This window comes from Methylomonas sp. MED-D, from assembly GCF_050276835.1.
GTDB lineage: Bacteria > Pseudomonadota > Gammaproteobacteria > Methylococcales > Methylomonadaceae > Methylomonas > Methylomonas koyamae_A.
The window spans coordinates 3,832,964-3,851,883 of sequence record NZ_CP189965.1 but is presented as its reverse complement, the minus strand read 5'-3'; the positions used below and the strand labels follow the sequence as shown (position 1 = coordinate 3,851,883).

Sequence of the window (18,920 nt, the reverse complement as noted above, 5' to 3'; positions counted from 1 at the left end):
GGAGTACCAATCTAGCGCGGTACTCCGGCGACGCTCATAGGTGTAAGCCTTTTTCGCCGCGGGAAATGCCGGTCGGGCCGGAGCGCACCACTTCGATGATGCAGCCTTCCTCGAAGCCGTGGATGAAGGCGTCCAATTTATTGGATTGGCCGGTCATTTCCACGATGTAACTGTTGTGGGTGACGTCGATGATCTTGCCGCGAAAAATATCCACCATGCGTTTGACTTCCTCGCGGGTGTCGTGGCTGGTTTTGATTTTGACCAGCATCAGCTCGCGCTCTATATGCGCCGATTCGGCCAGGTCGATCAATTTGACGACATCGATCAATTTATTCAGTTGCTTGGTGATCTGCTCGATGATTTCGTCGCTGCCGCTGGTGACCAAGGTCATCCGCGACAGGCTGGGATCTTCGGTCGGCGCCACGGTCAACGATTCGATATTGTAGCCGCGCGCCGAGAACAGTCCGGCGACGCGCGATAGCGCGCCGGCTTCGTTCTCGATCAGGATGGAAATAATGTGCCGCATCACGATAACTCCCTGTCGACCGGAGTGCCGGGCGCGACGCGCAATTTCATGTCGTGGTGGGCCTTGCCTGCTTCTATCATCGGATATACGTTCTCGGTTCTATCGGTAATGAAATCCAGGAACACGGTTCTGTCCTTCATTTCAAAGGCTTGTTTCAGTGCGTCGCGCACTTCTTCCGGTTTCTCGATGCGCATGCCGACATGGCCGTAGGCTTCGGCGAGTTTGACGAAGTCCGGAATCGTGTCCATGTAGGAGTGCGAGTAGCGGCTTTGATAGGAAAATTCCTGCCATTGCCGGACCATGCCCATGTAACGGTTATTCAGATTAACGATCTTGACCGGCGTGTTGTATTGCAACGCGGTCGAAAGCTCCTGTATGCACATCTGAATGCTGGCTTCGCCGGTGATGCAGGCCACGTCTGCTTCCGGAAACGCCAGCTTTACGCCGATCGCGGCCGGCAAGCCGAAGCCCATCGTACCCAGGCCGCCGGAGTTGATCCAGCGCCGCGGCTTATCGAAATGGTAATACTGCGCCGCGTACATTTGATGTTGGCCGACGTCCGAGGTCACGAAGGCCTCGCCGTTGGTGACTTCGTACAATTGCTCGACCACGTATTGCGGCTTGATGATCCGGCTTTCCCGGTCGTATTCCAGGCAGCGTACCCCGCGCCAACTGTCGATCAGCTTCCACCAGTTTTCCAGGGAGGCCTTTGACGGTTTGTCCTTGCTGTCGCGGATCAACTCGAGCATTTGCTTCAGCACCGGTTTGACTTCGCCGACAATCGGCACGTCCACTTTCACGGTCTTGGAAATCGAGGCTGGATCGACATCGATATGAATGATCTTGGCGTACGGGCAGAACTCGGTCAACTTGCCGGTAACCCGGTCGTCGAAGCGCGCGCCGACCGCCAGGATCACGTCGCTTTCGTGCATCGCCATGTTGGCTTCGTAAGTCCCGTGCATGCCCAGCATGCCGACGAATTGCTTGTCGGTGGCCGGATAAGCGCCCAGACCCATCAAGGTGTTGGTGATCGGAAAGCCCAGCAATTGAGTCAGCTCGGTCAATTCTTGATGGCCCTCGCCCAGGATTACGCCGCCGCCCGAATAAATGATCGGGCGTTGCGCGGCCAGCAGCATATCGACGGCCCGCTTAATCTGGCCCTTGTGGCCGGTCACCACCGGGTTGTAGGAGCGCATCACGATTTTTTTCGGGTACTTATAAGGTACCTTGATGTTTGGGTCGGTGATGTCCTTCGGCACGTCGACCAATACCGGGCCGGGGCGACCAGTCGTTGCCACGTAAAAGGCTTTTTTCATGGTCTCGGCGAGATCGTTGACGTCCTTGACCAAAAAGTTGTGCTTGACGCAGGGGCGGGTGATGCCGACCGTATCGACTTCCTGGAACGCGTCGCTGCCGATCACCGGCGACGGCACTTGTCCGGAAATAATCACCATCGGAATCGAATCCATATACGCCGTGGCGATGCCGGTGACGGCGTTGGTGGCGCCGGGGCCGGAAGTCACCAGCACCACGCCGGGCTTGCCGGTGGCGCGGGCGTAGGCGTCCGCCGAGTGGGCCGCGGCTTGTTCGTGCCGGACCAGGATGTGCTTCACGTCGTCTTGATGGAATATGGCATCGTAGATGTGCAATACAGAGCCACCCGGATAGCCAAATACGAATTCGACACCTTCATCTTTAAGACATTGGACAAGAATTTGCCCGCCACTGAGTTCCAATTTTAAGCCCTCGAAAACAATACGGATCGCACGGATACGGATTTACAAAAAAGGTTGGATAAGCTACTGTCTTTGGTCGTTTTCGTCAAGGAAAACCCAGGGTTTCGCTTGGATTTTGCCGACACTGCAATTTAGGGTCGATCGTCATGAAGCGATGCATGGCGAATTAAACTGGGAGCAAGAGGTCTCGAAGCCGTTTCAGCGAAGGGCGTTGCGCGAACTTTCGATCCAGTTTGTCCGGTTCGGGCGGGATGGGTTCCTATTCGCTGATTACTTTCCACATTTGTCACGCTATTCGCTATTTATTTTGTTGCGGTCTTCCAAGGATACGACCAGTCGGGGGGGGGCTGCGTTGTTTACTTGGCGATTCCAACACGGAAATCGGCCGTTTGTCGGCGCTGAAACTTTCGAATTGGACTAGAGTTAACGACTTCTAATCGACTGTCGGAAACATTTCATGTTCGAGCGCTTGATAACGCATTGGGTTTATGGCGGCGCGTTGGCCGGGTTACTATTATTGATGTTATTCCCGTTGTTGACCGCGGGGTGGTCGATGCCGCTCGCGCTGACGTTTCTGCATCTGCCGATGTATATGCTGCATCAGTACGAGGAACACGATCAAGACCGCTTCCGAACTTTTTTCAACCGGACCGTCGGCGGCGGCAAGCCCGTGCTGTCGTCGTTGGCCGTGTTTATCATCAATGTCCCCGGCGTTTGGGGCGTCATCGTCATTGCCACCTATTTGGCGGTGCTCCACGAGCCGGGTCTGGGTTTGATCGCAGTCTATCTGGCCGTCGTCAACGGTCTGGTCCACATCGGTCACGCCTTGGCTTTCAAAATGTACAATCCCGGACTTGCGACCGGCGCGGCGCTGTTCTTGCCGGTAGGTGCTTACAGTATTTGGCAGTTTCATATGGCCGGGGTCGCGGGATTTGTGGCGCACGCGACCGGCATCGCGGTTGCCGTTGCCATCCATGCCGGGATTATCGTTTACGTCCGTAGCCGGGGCGCATTTGAGGGTCGCGCATGAAGCACGCGATTTGGCCAGGCGACCGATGCGCCGAGGTCGGCTGACCTACGTTCGTATCGACGCTTTGCGAGTTTTGTGTTCTCTTAAAAGCCTGTGCGCTCGTTCCGGATCCAGTATATTCGAATTGGCGGGGTTTGAGTTTTGCGGTATTCACCAAAATAGAGCGTTAAATTCAGCTTAATTGCACCTAGTTGGTGCTTAAGCGGCTGTTTTATAAGCAGTAAAAGGTTGGAAATAATGGCGGTATATTCTAGGCTTGATATATAATTTTCCTTCCTTAATCACTGAGTCATAATCTATGTATGCATTACAAAACCCTGTTTTTGATACCGATATTCCAGAGTTGCGGTTAAGCGGTATTAATGGTTATTCCATTCTAGGCGACCGTATTACGCTGAATATTGGTGAAATTGCCAACCACCGGTCGTTCGGGAATCTAAGCGGCACGCTTTCGGTGGAACTCTGGGCGCTGAATCAAGCGTATCAGGGCGGCGGTTTCAGCGGCATTCCGTTGGCTGGCGTCGTTATCGGCGAATTGCATGGTCAACATGCGATTGGGCCTGCTTCGTGGGATCTGGCGTTCCAAGAGCCCGGCGAAGGATACTGGCAACTGACGCTGATGTTGCGCGAGTGGAATGGCATGGCTTACGAGACGCGCGATTTCGTCAATTTCGCGGCACCGTACCGTCCGGTTAAAACCGCCGTCCGGCAAGCTTCGAACAATGTCATCGAAGTGAGTTTCATCGAGTACAAGCATGCCGAAGCCAGCGATAACCAATCGGGACGCTTTGTCGAGAACGACTACTTCGTGCAAGCCCAGGCGCTCAAACCGGCGGCCGCCGAACTGTTGTTACTGGGCAATTGCGGTTATGACGTTCAAAATGGGCGGATTCGGTTGAATGTAGGTGAAATTGCCAACCGGCGCGGCGCGGACAATATCAGCGGTACCTTGGCGTTGGAGTTATGGGCGCTCGATCAAGCCTATCAAGGCGGGCATTTCGACGGTTACGCGGTGGCCGGCGTCCGGGTCGGCGAATTGGCCGGTCGGCAAGGTTTGCGCGAGCTGAGTCTGGAAACCGAATTTTGCGAGCCGCCGGTCGGTCGCTGGCATTTGAGTCTCATGTTGCGGGAATGGAACGGAGTGGCTTACGAAACTCGGGATTGCATCAATTTCGCGGTCCCTTACACAGTGGCGCCGAAACCGGTCGCGGTTCGCAAAGAGTCGGACAATGTCATCAATGTTCAGTTCGGCGACACCAAAAAATCGACAGTCACGCCAGTCGAGCCGGTAGCGCTTGCCGGCGCGGAGCAGGCGTCGAGAGCGTCGATCAACCAAGCAACCCTGGACGAATTGGGCGCGCTAAAGGGCGTGCCGAAAAAGACCGTCGAAAATATTGTCGCTGCGCAACCGTTCGCCTCGTTCGACGACCTCTCCAATGTCAAGGGCGTCGGCCCGAAATTACTGAAATTGTTGCGCGAGCTGTTTGCGTTGTAAATGTTCCAGATTGAGCGGCGCGCGGCTTCGAAAGCACTTTCAGCGGTTTTGATCGCCGATTTGATTGCCAAGCGCGCTCGGGCATGCCGGCGACATTGCCGGCATGCCTTGGGCAGGTTTATCTAGCGACATTGCCCGCACACACTTTGCAGAAGTTTGGCGACTGAAATCGGATTCCCATCTCGCCGCCATTTCGACGATAATATCCGGCTTTGTCATTGTCGCCGGACCTCTAAATCCCAGTCATGAAGCTGGAAAAAATCAAACTCGCGGGCTTTAAGTCCTTTGTCGATCCGACCACGATTCCGATTCAGGGCAACCTGACCGCGATCGTCGGGCCTAACGGCTGCGGCAAGTCCAACATCATCGACGCGGTGCGTTGGGTGATGGGCGAGAGTTCGGCCAAGCATCTGCGCGGCGGCAATATGGCCGATGTGATTTTCAACGGTTCGTCCGGGCGCAAGCCGGTGAGCGTGGCGTCGGTGGAATTGGTGTTCGACAACGCCGAAGGCAAGGCCGGCGGCGAGTATGCGCAATACGCGACGATTTCGATCAAGCGCCAGGTGAGTCGCGACGGCCAGTCGCAATTCATGCTGAACGGCAGTAAATGCCGGCGCAAGGACATCACCGACTTGTTTTTGGGCACCGGCCTGGGTTCTCGCAGCTATGCCATCATCGAGCAGGGCACGATCTCGCGGATGGTGGAAGCCAAGCCGGAAGATCTGAAGCTGCATATCGAGGAAGCCGCCGGCGTTTCCAAATATAAGGAAAGGCGTTCGGAAACCGAAACCCGGATGCGCCATACCCGCGAGAATCTGGAGCGGTTGAACGACCTACGCGACGAGGTCGACAAGCAAATTAAGAACTTGGCCAAGCAGGCGGAAAAGGCCGAAAAATACACCGAACTCAAAAAGCAGGAGCGCCGCTTCAAGCAGGAATTGCTAGCGATGCGTTGGCAAAGCTTTCAGCGCAACGCTCAGCAACTCGAAGCCAAGCTACAGACGATCGCCGAGGAGCATAACCGCTTGTTCGTGTCGCTGCGCGATACCGAAAAGGCGATGGAGCTGAAGCGCGGCGAGCAAAAAGCCCAGCAACAACATCTGGATAGCACTCAGGCCGAATATACCGCCGTCGTGGCCGAAGTCAGCCGGCTGGAACAGGCGATCAAGCACAATCAAAAAAGCCACGAAGAAACCTTGATCGAAATCCAGCGCTTAAAACAACAAGCGGAACAGGCGAACATCGAATGCGAGCAGGATAGGCAACAACTGGAAGAAATCCGCCAGACTTTGCTGGAAGCTGAGGAGACGATGATCGTCGCCAAGGAACGTGAGGAAGACTTGCTCGGCATCCAACAGGACGCGCATCTGCAAAAACAGCAATGGCAGTTGCGTTGGGAAGAATTCTTGGCCGAGAACGCCGGTTACCGCGAGCAGGCCGAAGTCCAGCGGACCAAATTGGTGCAGTTGGAAAATCAGAATCGTCAGTTGCAGGCCCGTTTGGATAAGTTGCGCGGCGAGCGCGGTGAGTTGGCCGATACCCAGTTGCAACTGGCTTTGGATACGCTGGATAGCAGTATCGAACTGATCGAAACCGAACGCGAACAGTTACAGCGGCAACTGGAAGCGGTGTTGCAGCGCATCGCCGAACTGCGCCCGGAGATTAAGCAATTACACGATAGCTTGCACACCAATCGCGCCGAGCTGCAGAAAGTCAACGGCAAGATCAGCTCGTTGGAATTGCTGCAGCAACACGCCATGGGCAAGGACAAAAAAGACTTGTCGGCATGGCTGGAACAGGTCGGATTGGAGCAACAACCGCGGCTGGCCGAGTTTCTTGAGGCCGATGAGGGCTGGGAAACTGCGGTCGAAACGGTGTTGGGCAGTTATCTGGAAGCGATTTGCGTCGACAGCACCGAAACGATTCTTGGAGAGTTGCAGGAATTGAGCAAGCAGTCGCTGATCGTGTTCGAAACTCACACCGTGCCGTCGGTCGCCGCTTTAAACGCGTTGGCCGGCAAGGTAAACAGCCGTTGGTGCCTCGATAGTTTGTTGAGCGGCATCTACTGTGCCGATTCGATGACGCAAGCCCGCCAAATGGCCTTGCAGCCGCACGAGTCGGTAGTGTTGGCGGACGGCACTTGGCTGGGCCGGGACTGGATCAAAATCAGTCGCGGTAGCGACAGCAAGGCCGGGGTGCTGCATCGCGAAAAAGAGTTGCGAGAACTGAAGCTGCGCCAGGGCGAATTGCAGATGGCGATTGCCGAGGATGAGCAGCAATTGGAACACTGCGAGCAAGCATTGAAGGCCGCCGAGAGCCATCGCGAACAATATCAACAAAAAGATAAACTGCTGGGTGCGGAACATTCGGCCAAGAGCGCCGAATTCAGCGCCCAATCGGCTCGTCTGGAACAGCAGCAACGCCGCGCCGCCCAGCTCGATCACGAAATCGAAGAGCTGAGCGGGCATCTAGGCGAAATTGTCGAAAGTATTTCCGAAGCGGAGCTGATTAAACAAGATGCCGAGCAGGCACTGGGCGATTTGGGCGAGAAGAAAGCGCAACTGGAAGAGTTGAACCGGCAAATTCAGGCTCAACAACAAAATACCGATGCCTCGGTCGGCGAGGCCCGGCATCATTTACAGCGCTTGCATGCGCAGATCGAGTCGATGAAGTCGTCCGAAGTGCTGACCGTCAAACAAATCGAGCGTTTACAGTCTCAGCATCGGCAAGCGGCCGATCGCATCGCCGAACTGGAAAGCAAATTGCAGTTCGCACTGGAGCCGATGGACGACGAGAAAATGCAGCTCGAGGAATTGCTGGAGCGTAAACGCCAGATCGAAGATCTGTTGCAATCGGAACGCCGGGCTCAACAAGCCAGCGAACAAACTGTCAGCGAGCTGGCCGAGCAATATTCCCGCAACCAACGCGAGCTCGAAAAGCAGAAAGAAGCCTTGGACAAGGTGCGCTTCGAGCAGCAGGACAGCAAGGTCAGGCAACAGACCGTCGCCGAACAATTGGCCGAAGTCGATGCCGACCCAGAAGTTATTTTGAGAGCTTTGTCGGACGGAGCCAGCGAGAGTCAGTGGAAACGCCAGGTGGACGATCTGGCCGAGCAAATCGAGCGCTTGGGTTCGATTAATCTGACCGCGATCGAGGAATATAAAACCCAATCCGAACGGATGAAGTTTTTGAACGAGCAGCACGACGACTTGGTCGACGCGTTGAACACGCTGGACCAGGCCATCAGCAAGATAGATCGCGAAAGTCGGCAGCGTTTCAAGGAAACCTTCGACAAAATCAACGACGGACTGAAGGAAAAGTTTCCGCGCCTGTTCGGCGGCGGCCAGGCTTATCTGGAATTGACCGAGGACGACGTACTGGAGGCCGGCGTCAACATCATTGCCCGGCCGCCCGGCAAGCGCAACAGCTCGATACATTTGTTGTCCGGCGGCGAGAAGGCGCTGACCGCCGTCGCGCTGGTGTTTTCGATTTTCGACCTGAATCCGGCGCCGTTTTGCTTGCTGGACGAAGTCGATGCACCGCTAGACGACGCCAACGTGGTGCGCTTTTCCAAGATGGTCGAGGACATGTCGTCTACCGTCCAATTCTTGTACATTTCACACAACAAAGTCACTATGGAAATTGCAAAACATCTGGCAGGTGTTACCATGAAGGAACCGGGCGTGTCCCGTTTAGTGGCTGTAGATATCGATGAAGCGGTAAGCATGGCGGAAAGCTAATGGATAAAGAACTACTCAGAGTCGTGATTATTTTGATCGGCGTGCTGGTGATGATCGGCATGGTGTTGTGGCATTTCGTCAAGGGTTTGCGCGACAAACGCGCGGCCGACGATTATTACGACGACGATCGCTACGACGAAAGAGACGACGAATTCGAGGTCGAAGCCGATGAAGACGAAATGGATTTGTTCCGGGTCGGCGAAGATCTGGTGGATGGCGATGCCTTGCTCGACGATAGGGCGATTCAGCCGACGCCCAAGCAGAGCACGCCGTCGCGGCCGGAGCCGAGCGCGAGCGTAAAACCGCAACCTAGCGTAAAGCGTTCCGAGTTGCCGGCGCTGATCGAATTCAGCATCGTTGCCCGCGCCGACGAGGGTTTCAAGGGAGAGGACTTGTTCGAGGCTTTCGAACGCGTCGGTTTGAAATACGGCAGCGTTAAGGTTTTCGAGCGCGTCGATAAGAACCGGATGGTGGATTTCGCGGTGGCCAGCATGGTCGATCCCGGTACCTTCCCCGACGACGATCTGGAAAACTTTTATTGTCCCGGTATTGTGTTCTTCATGCAGCCGCGCGAGGTCGAGGCACCGTTGGCGGTTTTCGACGACTTCATGGAAACCATGGACACCTTGGCCGAAGAATTGGACGGCGTGGTTTGGGATAATCAGCGCCAACCGCTGACCGCCGAAACCGTCGATCATTTCCGACAACTGATGATTAAGGCTTCCTGAACGCTCCGCCCTCGCCGCGACGGCGGTCTGCTCTTTAACCGAAATAACTCAAACGAAATCACCTGACTCAGTGGACCAGAAACATATTCGAAATTTCTCCATCATCGCCCATATCGATCACGGTAAATCGACGTTGGCGGATCGCTTCATCCAGATTTGCGGCGGGTTGAGCGACCGGGAGATGGAGTCGCAGGTGCTCGATTCGATGGATCTGGAACGCGAACGCGGCATCACGATCAAGGCGCAAAGCGTCACATTGGATTATCAAGCCGGCGACGGCGAAACCTATCAACTGAATTTCATCGATACGCCCGGCCACGTGGATTTTTCCTACGAGGTTTCCCGCTCGCTGGCGGCCTGCGAAGGCGCGCTGTTGGTGGTGGATGCCGCGCAGGGTGTCGAAGCGCAAAGCGTCGCCAATTGCTATACCGCGATCGAACAAGGCCTGGAAGTCGTGCCGGTGTTGAACAAAATCGATTTGCCGTCGGCGGAACCCGAGCGGGTGATGACCGAGATCGAGGATGTAATCGGTATTCCAGCCGACGAGGCTTGCCGGATCAGCGCCAAAACCGGTTTGAATGTCGAGTCGGTGCTGGAGCAGTTGATTCACAAGATTCCCCCGCCCAGCGGCAACGAAGCAGGGCCGTTACAGGCCTTGATCATCGACTCCTGGTTCGACAACTATTTGGGGGTGGTGTCGCTGGTGCGCATCGTCAACGGCAGCCTGCGCCGCAAGCAAAAGATCACGGTGATGTCGACCGGCAAGTCCTATCTGGCGGAAAAACTGGGTGTGTTTACCCCCAAACAACTGGAAAAGCAGGATTTGGGGACTGGCGAGGTCGGTTTCGTTGTTGCCGGGATTAAGGATATCTTCGGAGCGCCGGTCGGCGACACGATTACCGGCGCCGACAATCCGGCCGCGGAAGCCTTGCCCGGTTTCGAAAAAGTTCAGCCTAGGGTATTCGCAGGTTTGTATCCGGTCAGTTCCGACGATTTCGGCGCGATGCGGGAGGCGCTGGACAAGTTGCGTCTTAACGATTCGGCGTTGAATTTCGAGCCGGAGACCTCGCAAGCCTTGGGTTTCGGTTTTCGCTGCGGTTTCCTGGGCATGCTGCATATGGAAATCGTTCAGGAGCGCTTGGAGCGCGAGTACGATATCGATTTGATCACGACCGCGCCGACGGTGGTTTACGAAGTCGAGACGCATAACGGCGAAGTGTTGATGGTGGATAATCCTGCGAAGTTGCCGGATCCAGGCACCATTACCGAAGTGCGAGAACCGATCATCTTGGCGAACATTCTGGTGCCGCAAGCCTATCTGGGCAGCGTGATCAATCTGTGTATCGAAAAGCGCGGCGTACAAAAAAATATGCAATACGTCGGCGGTCAGGTGAGTTTGAACTACGAACTGCCGATGAGCGAAGTGGTACTGGATTTCTTCGATCGTCTGAAGTCGGTCAGTCGCGGCTACGCTTCGTTCGATTACGAGTTTGTCCGTTTCGAGCCGGCGCCTCTGGTGAAACTGGATGTGTTGATTAACGCCGACAAGGTCGATGCCTTGTCGATTATCGTGCATCGCGATCAGGCTCAGAATCGTGGCCGCGATCTGGTCGAGAAAATGAAAGACCTGATTCCGCGCCAGATGTACGAAGTGGCGATCCAAGCCGCGATCGGTTCCAAAATCATCGCCCGCTCCACGGTCAAGGCGATGCGGAAGAACGTGACCGCCAAATGCTACGGCGGCGACATCACCCGTAAGAAAAAGCTGTTGGAAAAACAAAAGGCCGGCAAAAAGCGGATGAAGCAAGTGGGTAGTATCGAAATTCCGCAGGAAGCCTTTCTGGCGGTGTTGCAGGTCAACAAAGAATAGTGACGGTTTATTAGCATGGATTACGATTTTTCCTTTTTTCTGGTGGCGGCAACCTTCGTTACCGGTGTGATTTGGGGCGGATATTGGTTGTATCTGCGCCAGACTCAACAGCCCTATCCGGTCGAGAAAGAACCGGTGTTGGTGGAATACGCCCGCTCGTTTTTCCCGGTCGTGTTGATCGTGTTGCTGCTACGTTCGTTTTTGTTCGAGCCGTTCCGGATTCCGTCCGGCTCGATGATGCCGACGCTGTTGGTCGGCGATTTCATTTTGGTCAACAAATTTACCTACGGCGTGCGCTTACCGGTGATTAATAAAAAAATCATCGAAATGAACGAGCCAAAACGCGGGGATATTGTGGTGTTCCGCTTCCCGAAACAACCGTCGGTCGATTACATCAAGCGCGTGATCGGCTTGCCGGGCGACCGCATCGGTTATTTCGAAAAAGTGATTTATGTGAACGGCCAGCCGATCAAACAAGTCTCGCTGGGGCGTTATCAGGGCGTCGGTCAAGGTGTCGGCATGAGTGGAGCCGAGCGTCTGGAAGAAGATTTAATGGGCGTCGAACACTCGATTTTGATCAGCCGCGGCGTGTCGACGGTACAAGACGTATTCGTCGTGCCCGAAGGTCACTATTTTGTAATGGGCGACAATCGCGACAACAGTAACGACAGCCGCTATTGGGGGTTTGTGCCTGAAGCTAACTTGGTCGGCAAGGCGTTTTTTATCTGGATGAATTGGGATTGGGAAAATAAGGGCATTGCTTTCGATCGACTCGGCACTAGGCTACGCTAAGCCGACCGACGGTCGATTCCTATTTAACTCGTTTGGGGACATCCTATGCCGACATCGATCAAGCATCAGCGCGGGCTGACGTTTATTTCCATCGTTTTTATTCTCGGGCTGATCGCATTCTTTACGCTATTGGTGTTGAAAATCGCGCCAATTTATATCAATCATAGTCGGGTGATGAACGCCTTGAAGGCTGTGGAAGCGACCACCGATATCGCCAGCAAGTCCAAAGCCGAGATCAAGTCCAGTTTGGAAAAACGTTTCGACTTGAACTACGTGGAATACGTTAAGCCGGAAGATGTCAAGATTGTTGCCCAACCCGGTTACGTCAGCGTCGAGATCGATTACGAGCGAGTGGAACCCATCTTTGGGAACTTAAGCGTGCTGGTGGAGTTTCACGAAGGATTCGAAGCCGGGAACAAGTGATAAAAAAGCCGGAAATACTCGCGAAAAAATTGGGATTGACCTTCCAAAATCCCGGATTGCTGGCCGTGGCCCTGACGCATCGCAGTGTCGGTGCCAAGAATAACGAGCGTCTGGAATACTTGGGCGACTCGGTGCTCGGTTTTGTCATCGCGCAAAAGTTGTACGAATCGTTTCCCGAGGCCGGCGAAGGCGTATTGAGCCGCTTGCGTGCCAGCCTGGTCAATCAGAATTCACTGGCCGAATTGGCGCGTGAGCATAATCTGGGCGAGTACTTGATACTGGGGTCCGGCGAACTGAAAAGCGGCGGTTTTCGCCGCGATTCGATACTGTCCGATGCGCTGGAAGCGATTATGGGCGCTTTGGTCGAGGATCAGGGCGTCGAGGCTTGCCGGACCTGGATATTGGGCTTGTTCGCCGACAAATTGGCCGAGCTGAAAGCCGACGATTGGGTCAAGGATCCTAAAACCCGTTTGCAGGAGTTGATGCAAGCTAAACGCAAACCCTTGCCGATTTACGAATTGGTCGCGATGTCGGGTGTCGACCACGCGCAAACCTTCGAGGTCAGGTGTAAAGTAGCCGTCACCGATCAGGTTTCCCAGGCTAGCGGTATTTCCCGTAAGAAAGCCGAACAGGCCGCGGCCGAGAAAATGTTGAATTTACTTTTGAATACGGATCAATGAACTGCGGACATGTCGCGTTAATCGGTAGGCCGAATGTCGGCAAATCCACGTTAATGAATCACTTGCTGGGACAAAAGCTCAGCATCACTTCCCGTAAACCTCAAACCACGCGTCATCGTATCCTCGGCATCAAGACCACCGGTGTCGGGCAGGCTATTTTCGTCGATACGCCCGGTATGCACCGTGATGAGAAAAAAGTGCTGAACCGCTATTTGAATAAAACCGCCGACAGCTCCTTACTGGGTGTCGATTTGGTGTTATGGCTGTTGGACGGTTTGTATTGGCACGAGTACGACGAACAAATCTTCAGAAAGCTGGAGCAGGCCGGTTTACCGGTGATTTTGGTCGTGAATAAGATCGACAAGGTGAAGGACAAGCAGGCCGCGCTGGCCTTCTTTGACGAGGCGGCCAAAAAGTTTCCGTTCAAGCACATTGTGCCGGTGTCGGCGTTGAAAAGCACCAATCTCGAAGAACTGGAGCGCCAAATTATGGCTTTGTTGCCGGAGGCCGAGCCGATCTTTCCGGAAGATCAAATTACAGACCGCTCGGAACGCTTTTTTGCCGCCGAGATCATCCGCGAGAAATTGACGCGCCGATTGGGTGACGAATTGCCGTATGCATTGACCGTTGAAATCGAGTTATACGAAGAACATCCCAGTCTGACGAAGATTTACGCCAATATTTGGGTTGAGCGTAGCAGTCAAAAAAGCATCGTTATCGGTAAACAGGGCGAAAACCTGAAAAAAATCGGTACCGAAGCGAGAGTGGACATCGAAAAACTGATAGACCAAAAAGTGTTTTTGCAGCTTTGGGTCAAAGTCAAAAAAGGCTGGTCGGACAACGAACGCGCCTTGCAAAGTTTGGGATTTCTCGACAGCGCGGAGTGATGTCCGACTCGACGGTTTATTTGCAGCCGGCTTATATCCTGCAACACCGGCCGTATCGGGAAACCAGTCTACTGCTCGAGGTTTTCACCCGGGACTATGGCATCGTGTCGATGTTGGCGAAAGGCGTACGCAAGCAAAAATCCAAATCAGCCGGGCTTTTGCTACCGTTCACAGCGTTGAAATTGTCGTTTTCCGATCGCGGTGAATTGAAGACTCTGGTGGGTAGCGAGTTTGTCCGCCAGTATCCCCTCGAGCGCTTGGCGTTGTATTGCGGCTTTTATGTGAACGAACTGGTCCAATTGTTTTTACATCGCCACGACCCGCACCCGGCATTGTTTGCGGTTTACCGGGCAGCATTGCGAGATTTGACCTTGGGTGTCGGTATCGAGCAAACCTTGCGTTATTTCGAATTGGATTTGCTCAGGGAGGCGGGGTACGAGGTTGAGTTGGCGGTCGCGGCGGATCGTGCGCCGATTTCGCCGCGCGAGCGCTACGACTATCGCGCCGATCAGGGCTGGGTACTTGATGCCGGTGGCCGAGCGAGCGGGACAACCTTGCTGGCCTTGGCCAAGCGAGATCGGCTTCAGGACGGCATTGCCGCCGAAGCCAAGGTGATATTGCGCCAGCTTCTGGACGGTCATCTGCGAGGGCGGCCGTTGAAGAGTCGCGAAGTGCTGGCGACGATGTTGAAACATCTATGAATAAATTCACGATAGGATGGGTAATTGCAGCGAATGACTAAGCAACCGATACTACTGGGTGTCAATATCGATCACGTCGCCACGGTGCGTCAAGCCCGCGGTACCCGCTATCCCGATCCCGTGCATGCGGCCTTGATGGCCGAGCAGGCCGGAGCCGACGGAATTACCGCTCATTTGCGCGAGGATAGACGCCATATTCAGGATAGAGATATCGACTTGCTGAAGCAGGTGTTGCAGACCAAGTTGAATCTGGAGATGGCGGTCACGGATGCGATGTTGGATCTCGCTTGCCGGGTGCGGCCGCAAGCGTGTTGTTTGGTACCGGAACGCCGTGAGGAATTGACGACCGAAGGCGGTTTGGATGTCGCGGGAGCCTTGGTGCGGATGCGAGGGGCGTGTAGGCGCTTGGCCGACGTCGGCGTGGAAGTCTCGCTATTCATCGATCCCGAGCTGGCGCAGATCGATGCGGCTGTGCAGGCGGGCGTGCCGGTTGTCGAATTGCATACCGGTCGTTACGCCGATGCCGACAGTCGAGATAGTCGGCTGGCGGAATTGGAGCGCATAACGGTCGCGGCGGAGTACGCCTATCGCGAGGGCTTGCAAGTCAATGCCGGCCACGGGTTGACCTTGAACAACGTTGAGGCGATTTGTCGAATTCCAACCATAGTCGAGTTGAATATCGGTCATGCGTTGATCGCCCAAGCATTGTTTGGCGGATTGGCGCAAGCGGTCGGCGACATGAAGCGGGTTATGCGTGAGGCGCGCGCCCAAGTTTAGCCCGATGCTGACAGAGCTGGAGTTTTATCAATTGACCGCGATAGGCAATCGCGACGTCAATCAGGATTGCATGGCGCACCGGGTGTGCGCCGACTATGCGGTTTTCGTGGTGGCCGACGGCTTAGGGGGGCACCATGCCGGTGAAAAGGCGTCGCAGTTTTTTTGCCGTTTACTGGTGGCGTTGGCCGACAAATACCAGCCGCAGATTCATCTGCGCGGCGAATCGGCCGTGCAGGCTTGGATCGCCGACACGATAGGTAAAATGCGCGAATTGTTCGCCGGCGATCCCGACGGTAGCAACGCCCATACCACCTGTGCCATTTTGTATCTGGACCCGCGTCAGGCCATCACCGCGCATTGCGGGGATTCGCGAATTTACCGGATCAATCCCGAGCGGGTGCTTTGGCGCACCAAGGATCATTCGGTGCCGCAGCAATTGTATGACGAGGGCAGAATTAGCGAGTGGGAAATGGGCGCGCATCCCGATCAGCATAAATTGACCCGCAGTATCAATGTGTTGATGCCGGCTCAGGTTGACGTAGTGCGTTGCCCGCCGATGTTGGAAGGGGAGACGTTCGTATTGTGCAGCGACGGGTTTTGGGAGTTCGTCAAGGAGCAAGAGATGCTGACCTTATCGCAACCGGACAGCGGAAAAGCAGAGCTTAGGAAAATGGCGAAAATGGCGGTGTTGCGCGCGCAAGGCCACAGCGATAACGTCACTGTTCAATGGGTGCGCAAGCTTTAAGGCAAACGTCGTGCGGCATTTTGCCTTAGGGCGTGAAAAAGGCCGAGCCGCTCGCTGAGCGGTTCGGCCTTGTCGGTTGGTCGGATAATATAGGCAGACGCTTAATGTGTTGCCAATCCGTGTTTTTGAATTCTATAAAGTAATGTATCGCGAGAGATGCCCAGCAACCTCGCCGATTTACTGCGGTTGCCCTTGGTTCGGCGCAGTGCCTGTAAGATCATGTCCGCTTCCAATGCGTCCAATTGCAGGCCAAGTTCGGGTAAGGTAAATGCTGAACTTGGATTGGCGGGGCCGCGATTAAATTCATGGGGCAGGTTTTCAGGTTCGATGACCTTGCCTGACAACAAAATGCTGAGGCGCTCGCACAGATTGCGCAGCTCGCGAACATTGCCCGGCCACTTGTAGGATTTCAAGGTCCTTAACGCGTGCCGGCTGAAAGTTGGCGGTTCCAGACTGTGGGCCGCCGAGAAATGGGTAAAGAAGTGATTGGCGAGCAGCTCAATGTCGTCGGTACGTTGATGAAGAGCCGGAATTTCAAGAGGAACCACATTCAGGCGGAAATACAAGTCCTGCCGAAATTCGCCGAAATCTATCAGTTTGCTCAGATCGGCGTTGGAAGCGGCGATGACACGGACGTTGACTTTATAGGGTTTAGTGCCTCCGACCGGAAGGCATTCGCCGGATTCCAAGAAACGCAACAATTTGGACTGAATCGAAAAGGGCAACGAGTTGATTTCGTCAAGAAATAATGTGCCGCCGTCGGCCGCTTGAAACAGGCCTTGTTTGTCGCCCACCGCGCCGGTAAACGCACCTTTTTTATGTCCGAAGATCTCGGATTCCACCAAACCTTCCGGCAATGCCGCGCAGTTTAGTGTGATGAACGGTTTGTTGGCTCTAGGGCTTTCTTTTTGGATGGCGGTGGCAAGTACTTCCTTGCCTGTGCCGGTCTCGCCTTTGATCAAAACGGTTACGTCGGTTGCCGCAACGATGCGCGCGCTACGGATTAGCGCCTCGATAGCCGGAGATTGACCGATAATAGGATCGAAATTATCCACTGCTAACCTCTCAAAACGTCGTTATATGTTCAACCCGCATTGGATTAAGCCAGGGGAAGGCCGCCAACAAAGCGAAGATGATAAACAAGGTGCCCGCGAGATGTTTTAATTGTCGGGATTTGTAAAGCCTTGTTAAGAGCGTAGTCATTATACCGACACCCATCACCGCAGGTAAAGTCCCTAGACCGAAAGTGAGCATAGTCAAGGAACTATGGATAACATTTCCGGTCGTCGCGGCCAGAGCGAGCGCCGTATATATCAAACCGCAAGGTAGCCACCCCCAGACCATCCCGAATAGGAAGGCCTGAGTACGGTTTTTTACCGGTATCAGACGGCGGCCGAAGGGTTCTATCAGTTTCCAGAAACGTGAGCCCATTTTCTCAATATAGGCGAAGCGCGGGAACCAGCCTGCTATATACAGACCGGCGCCGGCCATGATGATCGCCGACAGCAATTGCAATACCCGGTGAGCATCGCCTTGACTTAAAGGCAGGCTTAGAAAGGTCTCGAGCATGCCGGCCAGAGCGCCCGCCACGGTGTAACTGAACACTCGGCCGAGATTGTAGTTCAGGACGATGCTAAATAATTTGAGTTTGTCGTTGCGTAATTCGGGCTTCAGGCTGTAAGTCAACGATCCGATAATCGAGCCACACATGCCGATACAATGCAGGCTGCTGAGCAATCCCATGACAAAGGCGGCGAAATACGAAGCGTTGAAATCGAGATAGAGGTGCATGATGAAACCGGAGACAGGCGACCGCGCGATTATAGTCGTTTTTATTTGGGACTAAGTGTTGACGTCGCCACTCGGCGTGTCGAACGTCTGTTTATTGTGACCGCAAACTCGATTACGGCCTTGGTGTTTGGCTTGGTATAGTGCATTGTCGGCCGCGCCGAGTAATGTCGAAACGTCGTCGCGCGCGTGCGGTTGCAGGGTGGCGACGCCGATCGAAATCGTTACCAGTCGATAGGGTTCGTTGAGAATATGCGGGGTCTTCAAGTTTTCGACCGCTTGACGATACTGATCGGCCCGGATCATCGCTCCGATGGCATCGGTGTTCGGTAAGAGAATCGCAAATTCCTCGCCTCCTAGTCTGGCCACCAAATCCTCGGGACGATGGGTTGTAGTCCGCAACGACGCGGATACTTTTTTAAGGCAGTCGTCTCCGAGCGGGTGGCCGTAGTAGTCGTTGAATTGCTTGAAGTGGTCGATGTCGGCGATCAATAACGACAATGGCATGCCGTTACGTTTGCTTTGATTCCATTGGCGTTCCAACGCGGCATCGAAGGCGCGCCGATTGGGGATTTCCGTCAGTCCGTCCAAGGATGCCAGTTTTTCCAGCAAATCGGATTTGGTTTTCAACTGAATTTGAGTTTTGACCCGAGCCAGGACGATCGACGGCGAAAACGGTTTGGTGATGTAGTCGTTGCCGCCTATCCGAAAACCGTGGACTTCGTCTTCTTCGGATCGTTTGGCGGTTAAAAAAATAATCGGAATGTTGCGGGTTTTGTCGTGCGATTTGAGACGTTTGCAGATTTCATAGCCGTCCATGTCGTCGAGCATGATGTCCAGCAAGATCAAGTCGAGATCCTGCGTATTGGCGATTTGTAACGCCAAATCCCCGCGCACGGCCACTTTGACTTGATAGTGCGGTTCGAGGATGTTCTTTATCAAGTCGAGATTTTCCGGGCTATCGTCCACTGCCAGAATCTTGTGTTGATTGATGTTTTCCAT

Annotated in this window: 17 protein-coding genes; 12 read left to right on the top strand and 5 right to left on the bottom strand. The window is 54.4% G+C overall.

What is annotated here, in order from left to right; all coding sequences use genetic code 11:
- Positions 1 to 34: 34 nt before the first annotated feature.
- Positions 35 to 526 (bottom strand): acetolactate synthase small subunit, encoded by a 492-nt coding sequence (ilvN, locus tag ACQE3E_RS17230; protein ID WP_064026222.1) that lies wholly within the window; start codon positions 524 to 526, stop codon positions 35 to 37.
- Complete coding sequence (locus ACQE3E_RS17225; RefSeq protein WP_064026224.1) at positions 526 to 2,262, bottom strand: acetolactate synthase 3 large subunit; 1,737 nt, start codon at positions 2,260 to 2,262, stop codon at positions 526 to 528. Before ACQE3E_RS17225 ends, ilvN begins: the two co-directional genes overlap by 1 nt.
- Positions 2,263 to 2,719: 457 nt before the next feature.
- On the opposite strand from ACQE3E_RS17225, the gene ACQE3E_RS17220 reads away from it, so the two are divergent.
- The 12 genes from ACQE3E_RS17220 (at position 2,720) to ACQE3E_RS17165 (ending at position 16,130) form a co-directional block, all read left to right on the top strand.
- Positions 2,720 to 3,292, top strand: a complete 573-nt coding sequence (locus ACQE3E_RS17220; protein ID WP_064026228.1) for an HXXEE domain-containing protein — start codon at positions 2,720 to 2,722, stop codon at positions 3,290 to 3,292.
- A 298-nt stretch (positions 3,293 to 3,590) separates the two neighbouring features.
- Positions 3,591 to 4,787, top strand: coding sequence for a ComEA family DNA-binding protein (locus ACQE3E_RS17215; RefSeq protein WP_313729627.1), 1,197 nt, complete (start codon positions 3,591 to 3,593; stop codon positions 4,785 to 4,787).
- Positions 4,788 to 5,032: 245 nt separating this feature from the next.
- Positions 5,033 to 8,527 (top strand): chromosome segregation protein SMC, encoded by a 3,495-nt coding sequence (gene smc / locus ACQE3E_RS17210; protein ID WP_313729628.1) that lies wholly within the window; start codon positions 5,033 to 5,035, stop codon positions 8,525 to 8,527.
- A complete protein-coding gene (locus ACQE3E_RS17205; protein ID WP_071155420.1) occupies positions 8,527 to 9,255 on the top strand; it encodes a cell division protein ZipA C-terminal FtsZ-binding domain-containing protein in 729 nt (242 codons plus the stop codon). The genes smc and ACQE3E_RS17205 overlap by 1 nt, the downstream gene beginning before the upstream one ends.
- 70 nt (positions 9,256 to 9,325) lie before the next feature.
- Positions 9,326 to 11,125: a translation elongation factor 4 gene (lepA, locus tag ACQE3E_RS17200; protein WP_313729629.1), complete on the top strand. Its 1,800-nt coding sequence runs from the start codon at positions 9,326 to 9,328 to the stop codon at positions 11,123 to 11,125.
- Positions 11,126 to 11,140: 15 nt separating this feature from the next.
- Positions 11,141 to 11,917, top strand: coding sequence for a signal peptidase I (gene lepB, locus ACQE3E_RS17195; RefSeq protein ID WP_064031568.1), 777 nt, complete (start codon positions 11,141 to 11,143; stop codon positions 11,915 to 11,917).
- Between the two features lie 45 nt (positions 11,918 to 11,962).
- The gene (locus tag ACQE3E_RS17190) at positions 11,963 to 12,340 is read left to right on the top strand and encodes a DUF4845 domain-containing protein (protein WP_071155422.1); all 378 of its coding nucleotides are present in this window, start codon (positions 11,963 to 11,965) and stop codon (positions 12,338 to 12,340) included.
- Positions 12,337 to 13,020, top strand: a complete 684-nt coding sequence (gene rnc / locus ACQE3E_RS17185; protein ID WP_071155424.1) for a ribonuclease III — start codon at positions 12,337 to 12,339, stop codon at positions 13,018 to 13,020. The genes ACQE3E_RS17190 and rnc overlap by 4 nt, the downstream gene beginning before the upstream one ends.
- Entirely contained in the window at positions 13,017 to 13,907 is an 891-nt protein-coding gene (gene era, locus ACQE3E_RS17180; protein WP_313729630.1) for a GTPase Era, read from the top strand. Before rnc ends, era begins: the two co-directional genes overlap by 4 nt.
- Complete coding sequence (recO, locus tag ACQE3E_RS17175; protein WP_064031564.1) at positions 13,907 to 14,608, top strand: DNA repair protein RecO; 702 nt, start codon at positions 13,907 to 13,909, stop codon at positions 14,606 to 14,608. Before era ends, recO begins: the two co-directional genes overlap by 1 nt.
- Positions 14,609 to 14,641: 33 nt before the next feature.
- The gene (pdxJ, locus tag ACQE3E_RS17170; protein ID WP_313729631.1) at positions 14,642 to 15,385 is read left to right on the top strand and encodes a pyridoxine 5'-phosphate synthase; all 744 of its coding nucleotides are present in this window, start codon (positions 14,642 to 14,644) and stop codon (positions 15,383 to 15,385) included.
- 4 nt (positions 15,386 to 15,389) lie between these two features.
- Entirely contained in the window at positions 15,390 to 16,130 is a 741-nt protein-coding gene (locus tag ACQE3E_RS17165; protein WP_064031562.1) for a PP2C family protein-serine/threonine phosphatase, read from the top strand.
- 101 nt (positions 16,131 to 16,231) lie between these two features.
- Here ACQE3E_RS17165 and ACQE3E_RS17160 read toward each other — a convergent pair whose 3' ends face one another.
- The 3 genes from ACQE3E_RS17160 to ACQE3E_RS17150 are packed head-to-tail and all read right to left on the bottom strand — an operon-like array spanning position 16,232 to position 18,920.
- Positions 16,232 to 17,185 (bottom strand): sigma-54 interaction domain-containing protein, encoded by a 954-nt coding sequence (locus tag ACQE3E_RS17160; RefSeq protein WP_064031561.1) that lies wholly within the window; start codon positions 17,183 to 17,185, stop codon positions 16,232 to 16,234.
- A 10-nt stretch (positions 17,186 to 17,195) separates the two neighbouring features.
- Complete coding sequence (locus tag ACQE3E_RS17155) at positions 17,196 to 17,921, bottom strand: sulfite exporter TauE/SafE family protein (RefSeq protein WP_064031560.1); 726 nt, start codon at positions 17,919 to 17,921, stop codon at positions 17,196 to 17,198.
- Positions 17,922 to 17,972: 51 nt separating this feature from the next.
- Complete coding sequence (locus ACQE3E_RS17150; protein ID WP_313729632.1) at positions 17,973 to 18,920, bottom strand: diguanylate cyclase domain-containing protein; 948 nt, start codon at positions 18,918 to 18,920, stop codon at positions 17,973 to 17,975.